This window comes from Petrotoga sp. 9PW.55.5.1, assembly GCF_003265365.1.
Lineage (GTDB): Bacteria > Thermotogota > Thermotogae > Petrotogales > Petrotogaceae > Petrotoga.
On record NZ_AUPM01000010.1, the window covers coordinates 138,390 to 152,322 of the forward strand.

12 protein-coding genes are annotated in these 13,933 nt (G+C 30.6%); all 12 read right to left on the reverse strand.

Annotated elements, in window-relative coordinates; all coding sequences use genetic code 11:
* Positions 1–15: 15 nt before the first annotated feature.
* The 12 genes from PW5551_RS01930 to PW5551_RS01985 all read right to left on the reverse strand — a co-directional run bounded on the left by PW5551_RS01930 (position 16) and on the right by PW5551_RS01985 (position 13,847).
* On the reverse strand, positions 16–783 hold the full coding sequence (locus tag PW5551_RS01930) for an inositol monophosphatase (protein ID WP_113074005.1): 768 nt from the start codon (positions 781–783) through the stop codon (positions 16–18).
* A gap of 28 nt (positions 784–811) precedes the next feature.
* On the reverse strand, positions 812–2,413 hold the full coding sequence (locus PW5551_RS01935; RefSeq protein WP_233488396.1) for an alpha-amylase family glycosyl hydrolase: 1,602 nt from the start codon (positions 2,411–2,413) through the stop codon (positions 812–814).
* A gap of 11 nt (positions 2,414–2,424) precedes the next feature.
* On the reverse strand, positions 2,425–3,498 hold the full coding sequence (locus PW5551_RS01940; protein WP_113074009.1) for a glucose-1-phosphate thymidylyltransferase: 1,074 nt from the start codon (positions 3,496–3,498) through the stop codon (positions 2,425–2,427).
* A gap of 80 nt (positions 3,499–3,578) precedes the next feature.
* Positions 3,579–5,438, reverse strand: a complete 1,860-nt coding sequence (locus PW5551_RS01945) for a nucleoside-diphosphate sugar epimerase/dehydratase (protein ID WP_113074011.1) — start codon at positions 5,436–5,438, stop codon at positions 3,579–3,581.
* Positions 5,422–6,675 carry a DegT/DnrJ/EryC1/StrS aminotransferase family protein gene (locus tag PW5551_RS01950; RefSeq protein ID WP_113074013.1) on the reverse strand — a complete coding sequence of 418 codons (1,254 nt, stop codon included), beginning with the start codon at positions 6,673–6,675 and terminating at the stop codon, positions 5,422–5,424. Before PW5551_RS01950 ends, PW5551_RS01945 begins: the two co-directional genes overlap by 17 nt.
* Before the next feature lie 78 nt (positions 6,676–6,753).
* Complete coding sequence (locus PW5551_RS01955) at positions 6,754–7,605, reverse strand: hypothetical protein (RefSeq protein ID WP_113074015.1); 852 nt, start codon at positions 7,603–7,605, stop codon at positions 6,754–6,756.
* A 26-nt stretch (positions 7,606–7,631) separates the two neighbouring features.
* Positions 7,632–8,897 (reverse strand): histidine--tRNA ligase, encoded by a 1,266-nt coding sequence (hisS, locus tag PW5551_RS01960; RefSeq protein ID WP_113074017.1) that lies wholly within the window; start codon positions 8,895–8,897, stop codon positions 7,632–7,634.
* 161 nt (positions 8,898–9,058) lie between these two features.
* Positions 9,059–9,430, reverse strand: a complete 372-nt coding sequence (locus tag PW5551_RS01965) for a S1 RNA-binding domain-containing protein (RefSeq protein WP_113074019.1) — start codon at positions 9,428–9,430, stop codon at positions 9,059–9,061.
* Between the two features lie 247 nt (positions 9,431–9,677).
* Complete coding sequence (gene rpmE, locus PW5551_RS01970) at positions 9,678–9,893, reverse strand: 50S ribosomal protein L31 (protein ID WP_113074021.1); 216 nt, start codon at positions 9,891–9,893, stop codon at positions 9,678–9,680.
* A gap of 131 nt (positions 9,894–10,024) precedes the next feature.
* Positions 10,025–11,011 carry an alpha/beta hydrolase gene (locus PW5551_RS01975; protein WP_233488397.1) on the reverse strand — a complete coding sequence of 329 codons (987 nt, stop codon included), beginning with the start codon at positions 11,009–11,011 and terminating at the stop codon, positions 10,025–10,027.
* Positions 11,012–11,094: 83 nt separating this feature from the next.
* Positions 11,095–12,276, reverse strand: a complete 1,182-nt coding sequence (locus PW5551_RS01980) for a hypothetical protein (protein WP_113074022.1) — start codon at positions 12,274–12,276, stop codon at positions 11,095–11,097.
* Positions 12,277–12,356: 80 nt separating this feature from the next.
* Positions 12,357–13,847: a B12-binding domain-containing radical SAM protein gene (locus tag PW5551_RS01985; RefSeq protein ID WP_370445888.1), complete on the reverse strand. Its 1,491-nt coding sequence runs from the start codon at positions 13,845–13,847 to the stop codon at positions 12,357–12,359.
* Positions 13,848–13,933 lie beyond the last annotated feature (86 nt).

Sequence of the window (13,933 nt, forward strand, 5' to 3'; positions counted from 1 at the left end):
GCCTCCTGATTTTTTTCAATTTAATTCTTTAAGACTTTCGATTAAATCTTTGACTATGTAAGGATTACAATAAATAGCGTTGGAACAAAAGATATCTGCATTATTTCCATCGAATTTAATTATTTTTCCACCACTTTCTTTTAGTAAAAGATACCCAGCAGCCACATCCCATGGGTGTGATCTTATAGAGATAAATGCATCTAAATAACCCGATGCTACATAGGCAATCTGTAAAGCAGCTGTTCCAAAAAGTCTGATTCTCATAACCTTTTCTTCAAGTGCTTTGAAATAGGTATGGGTTTTTCCTCTTTTATTTCCTAAAGATAGCATCGAATCTTCAAAATTTACTGCCCATTGTGGATTTATCTTTTCATCGTTGAGAAATGCCCCTTGATCTTTTGTAGCAAAGTAGAAAAGATTCATAAATGGCGCATAGATGATTCCCAAAGTAGGTTCGCTGTTTTCAACAAAGGCTAACGAAATACAGTTTTCTGGTAATCCTCTTGAAAAATTTACAGTTCCATCAATTGGGTCTATTACCCAATATTCATTTTTATCTGGTGTTTTTGTTAATCCAGATTCTTCAGCTAGGAATAGTGAGTTTGGGAAACTTTTATTGATCTGTTCAATTAAATACTCTTGTATCTTATAATCGACATCTGTTACTAAATCTGTTCTAGATTTTTTAGAATTAACCTGAAAATTTTCTTTGCTCCACTTTTTAAGATTTTCTCCAGCGGCCTTTACGATTCTTTTAACTTCTTGCACATCTTTTTGAGTCAAAATATTTCCCTCCAATAAAATGAGCAACTTAATCTAATACCCATTTGTATTCATATGGTTTAAGTATTACATCGTCTACTTTTTTCTCTTTATTTGTTAAATTATTGTATATAATGAGTGATTTATTTTCACTATTTCTGCTTACTTTAAAAACACCCTCTATATTCTCATAAACAGGTTCTTGTGAAAAAATATCCGTATAACCTTTTTTGAATTCAATTAAATTTCTAATACTGTTATATATCTTATAACTATCACTTTGTGGGTCTAAAATCGCTTTTTTCATCTTTTCTTCATTAAAAGGACCTCGGTTAAAAAATCTAGAATCCTTATATCCTATCTTTTCAGTCATAATTTTGTAGAATTGTTCGTCGTTTTCCATAGCAATTTCATCACCATAATAATTTATTGGAGTTCCATTCAAAGAAAACAAAACGGAGTAGGCTAAAAGTACTTTTTTATAATCCTTATTCATCTGGTTATATAGTCTACCGGCTATTCCTTCTCCTTCTCGAAAGTTCCATCTTTCATCCAATAAATAATATTTAAGCATTTTATTTCTTTCTTCAGGTTCTACAAACTCCAAAGTTAATTCGTCATGGCACCTAAGAAATACAAACCATTGACAATCTTTTGGAACCGGGGGAGTAATTTTTTCTGACAATGTTTCAATGATATATTCAGGGTTCCCTTCTGCAATGGCTAAGAAAATTTTCGGCATAACAGGGAAGTGATAAGCGACATGGCATTCATCACTTTCTCCAAAGTAATCCACAACATCTTTTGGAGGTTGGTTAGCCTCAGCTATCAAAGCGGTACCTTCTTTCAAATAATCTAAAGCTGCTCTGAAAATTTTTAAAATCATGTGAGTTTGAGGGAGATTTTCACAGTTAGTACCTTCTTCTTTCCACAAAAATGGTGCAGCATCCATCCTAAATCCGTCTACACCGTGTTGTTTCCAGAAAGTGAATATCTTTATCATCTCATTTAATACTTCTGGGTTTTTATAATTTAAATCAGGTTGTATTTCATAGAACCTATGGAAGTAATAATCATCAGTCTCAGGATTGTAAGTCCAATTACTGTTAACCATACCTTTAAATAGTAAACGAGCTTGAGAATATTTCTTATCTGTATCGCTCCATATGTAATAATCCCTATATCTCGAGTTTTTTGATTTTTTTGCATCTTGAAACCATGGATGTTTATCCGAAGTATGGTTTATTGCGACATCAAAAAGGATTTTAATCCCTTTTTGATGCGCTAATTCTACAAATTCAAAAAAACTTTTATTTCCTCCCAATTCATCTCTAACTTTATAAAAATCAGAAATATCAAATCCTTGATCGTTCATTGGGGATTCCAGTATGGGGAGAAGCCATAATATAGTAACTCCTAGATTGCTTAAATAATCAAGTTTTTCCTTCATTTTTTCAAAATTACCAGCAAATAAATCAACATAGGTGGAATATACAAGGCCCTTTTTATACCAAAATTTATCCTCCGGTTCATACTTCATATTTTCTTTTTTTGATTTCAAAAAGTCTATAAGTTCATTCAGTTTTTCTTCTTCATTAGCAGGATATAATTTAAGCCACAATTCTGATATTTTATTTAATTTATTATTCATTTTTTGCACCTCTATCGGGGTATTTGTATATTACTGTAATCTCCAATTATTAATTTTAATGAATATGGCTTTCTATCAACGGAAAATATCTTTGAATTTTCTCCTATAATAGAAGATTCTATTCCTATTTTAACATCGGATATATTAGCAAAACTAAGAATAATACTATTTTCTATCTCAGAAGAAGAAATGTAAACGCTATCTCCAATACTTGTATATGGTCCAATATATGCATTATTTATAGTGACATTATTACCTATAATAGCCGGGCCCCTAACAATAGAATTAATGATTTTTGTATTTTTCCCCATATGAACATTTCCCTGAACTGATGAATCTGATCTTACTTCCCCTTCGATTTTTTGCTCTTTTAAAGTCTCAAGGATAGTTCTATTTGCTTCAATTAGGTCTTCTGGTTTTCCGGTGTCTTTCCACCAACCATCGACGATATGTGCACCAACATTTTTAGAGTTATCTATCAACCATTGAATAGCATCTGTAATCTCTAATTCCCCTCTCCAAGAAGGAGAAATATTTTCTATAGCTTCAAAAATTGTTGGAGTAAAAATATATACTCCAATAATAGCAAGGTTGGAAGGAGCATCTTTAGGCTTTTCAACAACTTTAGTTACCTTAGAATCCTCCATAACAGCTATTCCGAACTGTGAAGGATTGTCAACTTGGGTTAGTAAAACAAATGATTCGTAATTGCCTTTTTTAAATTTATCAATAAAAGTCGAAAGGTCGAAGTTTACAAGGTTATCGCCAAGATACATTAAAAAATCATCGTTACCTAAAAAATCCTTTGATACTTTAACAGCATGAGCTAATCCTTTAGCCTCTTGTTGAATTATATATGATATATTAATGCCTAGTTGTTTGCCATCTTTCAAGACATTTTTAAAATCATCTATGTTTTCAGGGCTTACAACCAAACCAATTTCGGTTATCCCGGCATCTCTTATCTTTTCTAAACTATACATAATAGTAGGTTTATTAGCTATGGGTATCAACGGTTTAGCATTTGTAAAAGTAATTGGTCGTAGCCTTGTTCCTTTTCCAGCACATAGTATCAATGCTTTCATACAAAAACCCCCTTTGTTTTGTTAATTTATAATCTCTACTTTTATTACTTGAATAAGTAAATATAGTTTTAATTATGCTCTCAAGAGTACGTAGTATCAGTTTTTAAATCCATTTGGGCATCAGAAATAACCTCTTTAAATATATATGGTATTTTTTCAACATCGTTTCTTTGAATGATATTTTTTATCTTGTTGATAAAACTTTCAAATTCTATGTTACTCATTTTGTTATTATTTTTAGAGATAAAAATCCATTTGTTTTTTGTTTTTTCGAATTTTTCGCTTTCAGTAAAAATTTCTTCATAAAGTTTTTCTCCAGGCCTTATTCCAGTGTAGACAATTTTAATATCTTGATCAGGTATATATCCTGAAAGTCTTATTAATTCTCTTGCTAGCCTATCAATGTTTACGGGTTCTCCCATTTCTAAAACGAATATTTCGGCCTTATTTGCAAATTGACCGCATTGTAGTACTAGGGATACAGCCTCTGGAATGGTCATAAAATATCTTTTCATATTAGGATGAGTGACTGTAACGGGACCGCCTTTTCTTATTTGTTCTTTAAAAATAGGAATGACGCTACCTCTACTATCCAAGACATTTCCAAATCTGACTATTCCGTATCTTGTTTCATAAATTTCAGATAGGCTTTTAATAACAATTTCACCGAGTCTTTTTGATGCACCCATAACAGAGGTAGGTTTTATTGCTTTATCAGTAGATATAAAGACAAACCTTTCAACTCCATATTCTCCTGATAGTTTAGCAACATTGTAACTTCCGAGGGTATTTACTTTTAAAGCTTCCGTAGGATTTTTCTGCATTAAAGGAACGTGTTTATGAGCAGCTGCATGAAAAACTACATTAAATTTATATTTAGAAAAAAGGTATTCCATCCTTTTTTCATCCGCAACATCTGCAATTATCTCTTCTATTATAGCGTTTGGGAACTTCTCTTTGAGTTCATTTGATATTTCAAAAATGCTATTTTCCCCTTTACCCAATAAATAAATAGCCTTTGGACCCATTGGTAACACTTGCCTGCAGATTTCCGAACCAATACTTCCACCAGCTCCTGTTACAAGGATTTTTTTGCCTTTTATATATTCCTTTATTTCTTTAAGATCTACACTTACCTCTTTTCTTCCCAATAAATCAGAGATATCAACTTCTCTTAAAAATCCTAATGAAAGTTTATTATCCAAGATTTCCAATATTCCAGGTAATGTTTTTAGTCTAACTTTTGAAGTGTCAACATAGTCAATTATTTTTTTAATTTGTTCAGATGATGCACTTGGAATTGCTAATATAACTTCTTCGACGTTGTGTTTTTCAACAAAATCCATTACTTCTTTAGTTTTACCCAAAACAGGATATCCTCGTATGCTTCTTCCTATTTTATCAGGGTCATCATCTAAAAATCCAACAACAGTTCCTTCTTCGGGGTGTCTTTCATACTCCCCCAATAATTCTGTACCAGCATCTCCAGCCCCTATTATCAGAATATTTTTTATATTTTCAAATCGTTTTTTTGAATCTGGGGAATGTTTTGAAAACCAGTAGATTCTGCTTGCTGAAACGAGAACAACTCCAACTAAGGAGGCGGTAGCAGCAACGCTAAAAGGAAGGGTGAAAATTTGACTGATGTACCTTCTAACGAATTCAAAAACAAAAAAATTTATTAAAAATCCTATAAATCCACTGTTAAATACCGGTTTTAATTCGTTGAGAGTAGCGAAACGCCATATATATTTGTAAATACCTGAATAATAAAAAACTATAACCATTATTAATGGGAAAAATAGAATGGGAGAAATATATTTTCTCATTTCTAGAAAATCAAATTGAAACCTTATAAACATAGCTATAATATAGGATAATAAAAACAACAGATAATCTATTACAATTAAACTTGTAGCTCTTTTAGAAAGCTGTTTCATTTTTAATCTCCTTTAAACTTTTATCAATCGCGTTATATACATCCTTTTGCTCTTCCTGAGTAATATTAGAAAAAAAAGGAATTGCAAAGGTCATAGAAGAAACTAGTTCAGTAACAGGATAATCACCAGGGGTGTATCCAAACATTTTCATATAGAAAGGTTGTAAATGAATAGGATAAAAATAGTTTTTTGATTCTATACCTTTTTGATTTAACTTTTTAATTAAGTTCTGTAAAGTGTTCCTCAATTGTTTAATTATTTTTGACCATTCTTCTTTGCTTTTTTGAGTTTCAAATTTAGTGGGGAGTTCGAAATTTTTAACCCAATTTGGTATATTTAAGAAATTTGATAGCCACCCTAAGTCCAATCGTAAAACAAATACAAACCAGCTTTGAGAAGTTACAACAGACGGTACATTAGGAAGAACAATTCTATTGTCATTTTTAAATAGCTCAAAGTATCTTTGAGCTTTTTCTTTTCTTTTTTTGCTTATCTCATCTATACGTTGCATTTGTGCAAATCCCAGTGCGGCGGACATTTCATCCATGCGGTAATTATATCCTAATCTTTCACTGATTAGCCATTCTCCGCTTTTTCCCCTGCCTTGATTAGACATGGATTTACACAAATCGAAAATTTCTTCATTATCTGTCACTATTATACCGCCTTCTCCGGTAGTTATTTGCTTATTCGGATAAAAAGCGAACGTTCCAGCTTTTCCAAAGGTTCCTAACTTTTTATTTTTATACTCTCCGCCCAAAGCCTCGCAAGAGTCTTCTATAATATTTATTTCTTGAGGTAGGATAGAATAGATTTCATCCCAAGGTGAAGGTATTCCAAAGATATCAACACCCATAAAAGTAGTTATATCTTTTTGATAACTTTTATCAATAAATTCCTTTAATTTCTGAGGAGAAATGTTATAAGTTTGTGGATCTATATCAATAAAGACTGGTATCCCACCCTCGAATAATGCCACATTGGCAGAAGAAATAAAGCTAAAAGGAGATACAAGCATCTTTTGGTCTTTTTGAAAGTTTAAAGATTTTAATATCAAATGTAATGCTGAAGTGCCGCTGTTTACTGCTAAGGCATATTTAACTTTCGTAAATTCTTTAATTGATTGTTGAAACTTTTCAAGATAAGGGCCTAAAGCTAATCTTTTTGACTTTAAAACATTTAACACGGTACTTATTTCCAGATCTGTAATATCAGAATCAGATAAAGAAATGGTCATCAGAATACCCCCAATAAGAAAATTCAATAGTCTAAACTATTTCATGGAATTAATCAAATTTTAAGAGGATACAAATATTTATAAGAATTCCAGTAGTTTCTCATACTGCTCTCTTTTTATATAATTTTTCTCATATAATTCGTCAAGGACTTCTTTTGCTTTTTGTTTATCCTCTAAAGAAGTTAATTCTGAAAAAATAATACTGTATCTTTCATTTTCTTCCGTGTTTTTTATTTTTTCAATTAATTTTTGTTGCAAGGTTTCTTCTTCTTTATTTTCAAATTTTTCTTGACTATTTTGATCTGTTTTCTCAACTTTTTGTGTTTTAATTAATTGAGTGTATCTACCAGTTGCAGTACCATCTTCAAAATAATGTATGGTTGTTTCTCTTAATAAAAAGAATAGTAAGAACCATTGATAGATGTCCAGAGTTATAATTCTGAGAAACATTGCTACATTACCATCTCTTAGTTTTATAAACCTATTTTTTACTATCTTGTGAGTGATTTCAGATTCTTGTAGTTGCCATTGATCTTTATCTATACGATTTATTATCGTAGCGTAAGAAATCCAACTCATTATAAAACTTCCTAAAAAGAGATAAATCTGCCAATTTGGTAAAACAAAATTTTCAAGTTCCTCAAAAGATAAAGATGAAATTTGCTGTGATAAATACAAATAAAATATATTGATTATTAAAAAAGAGGCGATGTATACAAACAACCATATCAATGGACTTTTTTCTTTTATATTTGGAAAATCTAAATTATTTGAACTATAAACTTCTTTCATCTTTTTAATGTGAAAATTTCTGTTTCTTATTAATACGTGATAAATAAAAAAAAGAAGTGCCAGTCCAATGAATTGTAAGATAGGTATGTACGACAAAATAAAAGTTATAAATATAACAAAAGGTCTTAATAGTATCATAGTTAATTTCCTCCAAATACAATTCGTTATTTTTCGTTTAATTTTTCAGTAATTATCTCATATACCCAGTTTTTTTCGACTTCGGTTTGTTCGCCATTTTCCATGTTTTTTATTGTAACTATCCCTTTTGAAATTTCCTCATCTCCAATAATGATTACGAATTTAACGTTTAATCTGTCAGCGTGTTTGAATTGGCCTCTCAAATTTCTTTTTGAGATATTTAGAAATGTTTTTATGCCTTTCTTTCTTAGGTATTTTGATAACTTTAAAGCTTCTGCTTGTCCTTTTTCCCCCTGATAAGCTATGTAGACTTCTACATTATAATCACTTTTAACAAAAATATTTTCTTTTTTTATGGCCTCTATCAGCCTTTCTATTCCAATTGCAAAACCAACTCCAGGAGTTTTAGGGCCTTCAAGTTGTTCCACTAGATTATCATATCTGCCTCCTCCTGCAATAACCGCTTGCTCTCCTAAATTCAAATGTTCAACTTCAAAAGCTGTTTTTGTATAGTAATCTAAACCTCTTACAATCTTTGGATCAACTACATAAGGAACGCCATAGATATTTAAAAAATGTTGTAGTTCTTTAAAATGTTTTTGACTTTCTTCATCTAAATAATCAAGTATTGAGGGAGCTTTCTTTGAAGCCTCTACATCTTTTTTGCAATCTAACAATCTCATTACATTGGTATTGTACCTTCTTTGGCAATCTTCACATAAATTAGGAAGCAAAGGTTCATAATACTTTTTTAAAATCTCTTTGTACTTTTCTCTACTCTCAAAAGTTCCGATACTGTTTATTTTTATCCTAAAATTGCTTAATTTAAGATTTGAGAAAAAATCATAAATGAAAGCAATTAACTCTGCATCAGCTAGAGGATGATCAGTTCCAAATATTTCCGCTCCTAATTGATAGAACTCTCTGTATCTTCCAGATTGAGGTTTTTCATATCTAAACATAGGTCCTATATAAAATAATTTTTGAGGAGATCCAAATGAGATCAAAGAATTTTCAATATATGCTCTTGCAACAGATGCCGTACCCTCGGGTCTTAGGGTAAGAGATCTACCTTTTTTGTCATCAAAGGTATACATTTCTTTTTGAACTATATCTGTTTCTTGACCAACACCCCTACTAAAAAGCTCAGTTTTTTCAATAGTCGGAACTCGTATCTCTTTAAATGCGTACCTTTTAAATAAATCTTTTGCCTTATTTTCAACATACTCCCAGTATTTCATTTCTTCACCAAAAACATCTTTGGTTCCTTTAATTTTAGTGAACGCGCTCAAAACATACTCCTCCTTACAATACAATCACTTTATTATAATCAAAATATCTATTTTTAAAATGAATATTGGGTCATTAATATTGTATCATAAAAATTGAGAGGGATTTTAATCCCTCTCAATTTTAATCCTACATATAATCTATAAAATAACTGTTAAATTTTTTATCTTTTTCTTGGGTTTCTTTTCTTGTCTAAATGTTTTCTATATTCAGATATCTTCTTTTCGCTGTCTTTTAAGTATTGGTTAAGTCTCTTTTCAAAGTTCTGAGACTTTCCTGTTTCAGGCTCATCGTTGTTAACTTCTTTCAAAGACAATTCATATTTTCCATCTTTTGTTTTTCCTATCACTTTACCTTCAATTTCTTGTCCAACCTTTAAAAAGTCAGAAATTTCTTTAACGTATTTTTTGGAAATCTTAGAAATATGTACAAATCCTTCTTCACTATTTTCAAGTTCTAAAAAAGCCCCAAATTTCTTAATATCAATAACTTTTCCTTTTACGAAATCCCCTGTTGCAATACTTTCGTTTACCATAATTCTTACCTCACCCTTCTTTCTTTATCACGAGAACCTTGCTAAGCTGTGATATCACCTTTTTTAACAAAGGTGGCCTGGGTCCAGGCGTTGGTCTTCACCTCCGAAGTTTTTTCTGTTTTTCAGTTGGATATTGATAAGATTTACTTAACAATAGCAAGGACCAACTAAACAAAGAACTTTTTACAATGAAAAAAAACTATGGATTTAGTCTAATAAATCCCCCCTAGAAAATTTTTTAATAAACTTAGTTTTTAAGGAAATCTTTGTATTTATTCTTAAACCTTTGAACTCTTCCTTCAGTGTCTAATATTTGTGATCCTAATTCACCTCTATAAAAAGGATGACATTCGGAACAAACATCTAACCTGAAACTATCTACTGTTGAATATAATTTATGTTCAGCACCACAAGCGCATTTAACCGTTATAAGTTTCATTTCTGGATGTATACCTTGTTTCAATCTCAACACTCCTTAATTGATATTTCTTTCTGTCATATTATAGCATAATTTGCTGAATATGTCAAACAAAATATACCCTACCTTATTACTCGAAAAAACAATATCTTGACTATGTGAAGAATAATTATATATCAATTTCTATTCTTATGGAAAGCATAATTGGGTAAATTTTCAACTCTTTCTCTGATAAAGTTAACAGTTTTTTCGACTAGTCTTTGAGTTAGGAGATCTTTTAATTCCAGCTCAAAAGAATGTTCACCTTTAGGGTGCGTTAATAATACAGAATTTACTCCTTGCTTTTTTAATTCTTCGTAAAATTTTACCGAACTGTTCAATGGAACAGTGGAATCTTTTTCTCCATGTATCAGCATGGTGGGAAGCATTCTTTCCGAAATATAATTAATTGGGGAAAAGGCTTTATAATCTTCATATTTGTTTTTTGGGGTTCCTTTCATTGTAGTTGTCACAGCAAACTGGGCAAACAAAGAATCAACTTGTATATTCCACAAATCTAATAAATCTGTGGGAGAATACCAAGCGACCACTCCTTTTATACCTTCTAACTCTTTAGTGTGATTGAAATAACTATGATATGCAGCGTAATAAAGAGAAAGAGTTCCTCCTGCAGAAGTTCCCATTAATACAATTTTATCTTTATCGATGTTTAGATTGTGATAGTTTTCTCTAATATAATTCAAGGCACTGCTGTAATCTTCTATTAGATCTTCAAATTTGTAAAAGTATCCATATCGATAGTCAATTGCTACTACAGCAAAACCTTTGCCTGACAAGTACTTTGCCCAGGAAGTCACACTAGAAAGTTTCCTGCTTCCTGTTACCCATCCTCCACCATGTGCGAAAAAAACTACAGGATATTTATTTTTTGGCTTTGAAGGATAGTAAATATCTAGTTTTAAAGGCAAGTTGGCTTTTTTGTATTCTATCGTTATAGGACCCTTATAAGAATTTTTTTTGGTTTCTAAAGGAAGATTTCCGAAGACGGATTTTTTTAAGCTTTTGATATTAAATAGTATTATGAAAAAGGCTGCAACCAAGAAATTCCAAAACATCATAATGAATAAAATAAGCAACCCTAAAATCTTAATTATTTTTTTCAATGAAAGATAAGAAAACCGTCTTTCATTATTTTTCTCAAATTTGTCTTCATTCAAATCATCATTAATTCAAACCACCCCATTTTTTAGAGGTTATCTCTGTTAATGACAAAAATGTCAGATTCAGAGTGATAATTTGTGAAAAAAATAAATTTTTTGTCGGGAGAATAGCTTGGATAAAAGCTATCGTTTGTTATAGATTTTGAAACGTTATTTTTTTGGCCGTTTATATATTCATTAATTGTAAAATATCTTCCGTTGAATTCAGAATAAACAAGTAATTCTGATCCATTAGACCAATTATCAGTTTGGTAAGTATCGTTAGTTAAAATATGAATCTTATTATTTTCATCCATATAATAAATGTTCATATCAGCATTTTTCGAGTCTACAGCATAAAAGCTTATTTTATTTCCATCCCACTTTACTGGACGGAACTTTAATAGATTCTTTGAGTCGGTAAGTTTTTCTAACTTATCAAAATATATATCATACATCCATACCTCAGTCGATTGTCCAGAATCTTCCTCCATAGTGAATATTAATAAAGTATTATCATAAAAATAAGGTGAATACGCATTTTTATCCGAAGGACTTATTCTATTTATGCTTTTTGTCTTTAAATCATACAAAACTACATCCCACTTACCGAACATTGTTGTTTGAAATGCAAGGAGTTCGTTATTTGGAGAGATATCAGGGAAATACTCTGCAGAATATTCCAAAGAAATTTTATCTTCTGAACCGTCTTCAAAATCAAATATATAAACTTCTCGATTTCCAATGTATCGATCACTAATAAAATATAGCTTATTATCTTGGAAGATAGGATATTCATCTACTCCTTTCCAAAATGTTAATTGCAGAACATCCCAACTCTCATCGTATAAAAATCTTTGAAAAGATATTGTTTCAAGAGTTTTAACAGAAAATCTCTCTACCCAATCACTAGTTTCACCTGTGAAATCTGAGTAAGAAAACCCCCCACCTTGAAAATATCCAAAAGCGATACTAATATTTTCTTTTGAGTTTGTAAATATATTCAATATTACGTCATAATCGCTTGTATATGTAGAATTTGACATAGCTTTTTCTATTTGAATATTATACATGTAATTACCTATACTTCTTATCTTTTCAGCAATTTGATTGGTAATCCAAGAATCATCATTTAAATAAATTAACATACTGTCTTTGGAAAGATTTGCAGTAAAAGATATTAGGACCATTGTTATAAAAAAGAAAGTATTAAATATTTTTTTTGACATTATTTTTTCACCCTAAGTTTACTTTTTGAAATGTCTTATAGTGTGAGCACGAACCCTCTTGACATTTAATTATGTAAGATTCATAATTTTGATGATATTTTTCTAAAATGATAACCATATATGGAAAGAGTTATAAACTTTGGAAATGCTTGAGGTTTTTTAAAAAGACCCCAGAAAAAAGTCTTCCAGTAATGCTTCCTTTCTTTTCCAAAAATTCCCAAAACAAAAATGGATTTAATAAATGCTTTTATTTCTTGAAGTCCTATTTTTGGTTTTGAATTATTAGGTGCTATGTAATTCACTAGAAATTTTTTCATTCTCGCGTAATAGTATTTTGGAGAATAAAGCTTATTCATCAGATTTTTGTAGTTATTTATTAAAAAATCAAAATTCATTTTTGGTATAATATTCGTATTGACGTCAACGTTGTTACCGCTAATTTCCCCTTTTAGTCTATTCTCTTTTAAAAGTCTGTTATAAAGTTCGCTTCCTCTTGGAGCATTTAATATACCAACCATAGCAGTTACTATACCATTATTTTGTATAAATTCAAACATTTTATCAAATATCGTAGGCTTATCATTATCAAAACCTACAATAAATCCTCCTTGAATTTCAAAACCATGACTTTGTATCTTCTTTATCGATTCCTGAAGATCTTTTTTTAAATTTTGATACTTATTTGCTTCTTTCAAACTATCAACATCAGGCGTTTCTAAACCAATAAAAACCCTATCAAAACCGGCATCATGCATTAAATTCATTAATTCATCATCATTACTAAAATCAATCGAAACTTCTGTATAAAAAGAGAATGGGTAATCATGTTCTTTCTGCCATTTGATTATTTCAGGAAGGATTTCTTTTTTCAATTTAGATTTATTTGAAATGAAGTTATCATCAACAAAAAAAACTGATCTTCTCCAACCTGTCTCATATAAAGTTTGCAGTTCGTAGATCACTTGTCTATCGTTTTTTGTTCTAGGTTTCTTCCCATTCAAAGCACTAATATCACAAAATTCACAGTTATAAGGACAACCCCTTGAGTATTGTATACTCATTGATCCATACTTTTTTATGTTCAACAGGCTCCAACGAGGGGGAAGAGTCTTTCCAATATCGCAAAAATTTGGTTTTGCATAATATCTTTTCAGAGATTTTTCTTGCATATCGTTTACAAGTTCTTCCATTATTTCTTCTGCTTCCCCTAGGACGAAATAATCAACAGAGTCTTGGAAAGTATCTGGTTCCATTGTAAATAAAGGTCCACCAGCAACTATAGGAATTTTCAAGTCGTTACAAATTTTAATAACTTTTTTAGCTGATTCTCTTTGAACAGCCATAGCACTAATAAAAATATAGTCAGAATTAACTATATCTTCTATTTGTAGTTTCTGATAATTCATATCTATTAATTTAACATTCCATTCCTTAGGTAAATACGAAGCAATAGTTAACAATCCTAATGGAGGTAAAGCGGCACTTTTTGAAATAAATTTAAGAGCATGTTTAAAACTCCAAAAAGTTTCAGGGTATGAAGGATAAACCATCAATATATTCAAAAATATCATCCCCTTCACTAGTCGATTCAAAAGTTGGAATTTCAATAATTATAATTTAATTATATCATATTTATCGTAAAATATTTGTTTTCGGG

Coding starts and splice junctions, on each gene's coding strand:
- PW5551_RS01935 (WP_233488396.1), bottom strand. CDS start 2,413: ATGAATAATAAATTAAATAAAATATCAGAATTGTGGCTTAAATTATAT.
- PW5551_RS01940 (WP_113074009.1), bottom strand. CDS start 3,498: ATGAAAGCATTGATACTATGTGCTGGAAAAGGAACAAGGCTACGACCA.
- PW5551_RS01945 (WP_113074011.1), bottom strand. CDS start 5,438: ATGAAACAGCTTTCTAAAAGAGCTACAAGTTTAATTGTAATAGATTAT.
- PW5551_RS01950 (WP_113074013.1), bottom strand. CDS start 6,675: ATGACCATTTCTTTATCTGATTCTGATATTACAGATCTGGAAATAAGT.
- PW5551_RS01955 (WP_113074015.1), bottom strand. CDS start 7,605: ATGATACTATTAAGACCTTTTGTTATATTTATAACTTTTATTTTGTCG.
- PW5551_RS01965 (WP_113074019.1), bottom strand. CDS start 9,430: ATGGTAAACGAAAGTATTGCAACAGGGGATTTCGTAAAAGGAAAAGTT.
- PW5551_RS01980 (WP_113074022.1), bottom strand. CDS start 12,276: ATGTCAAAAAAAATATTTAATACTTTCTTTTTTATAACAATGGTCCTA.
- PW5551_RS01985 (WP_370445888.1), bottom strand. CDS start 13,847: ATGATATTTTTGAATATATTGATGGTTTATCCTTCATACCCTGAAACT.